Here is a 429-nt window from a genome sequence, read left to right as displayed (position 1 = left end):
CGAACCACAGTCAGCGTCATCCTTCGCCCTGCCGGAAGCGCTTGCCAGGCAAGCCCATGCCGCTGCCAATGCCTTTGGGCGCATCAACACCCTGTACGAACAGATGCAGGCACAGAGCAGCACGGCCAGCATCGGCCTGTATGCCTGGTACGTCGCGCTGGGGCGGCAAGTGCTGCGCACCGCGACCCCCAACAGCATGGACCGCGCACTGCACCAGGGTTTGCGGCTGACCTTGTTCGCTTCGGTGCATGAAGCGGCTGTCGATATTCGCCTGAGTGAAGCTGCACGTAGCGGGCAGCCCATTAACCCACAACGCAGTGCAGGCCAGGTATCAAGGTACCTCGACCAGGCCTGGGCTGAAGGGTTGATGCAGGCCCGTAACAGTGACTTCTACAAAGTGCGTGTCTCCGGGCTGGTGTGCCTGCTGGA

At 62.2% G+C, this 429-nt stretch carries 1 pseudogene; it reads left to right on the top strand.

The annotated features are described in order from the left end of the window. Positions 1-429 (top strand): annotated as a pseudogene (locus tag I8746_RS26975) (hypothetical protein); the annotation flags it as partial.

This window comes from Pseudomonas sp. USTB-Z (assembly GCF_019691255.1).
Taxonomy (GTDB): Bacteria; Pseudomonadota; Gammaproteobacteria; order Pseudomonadales; family Pseudomonadaceae; genus Aquipseudomonas; species Aquipseudomonas alloputida.
This window is presented reverse-complemented; position numbering and strand designations above follow the sequence as displayed.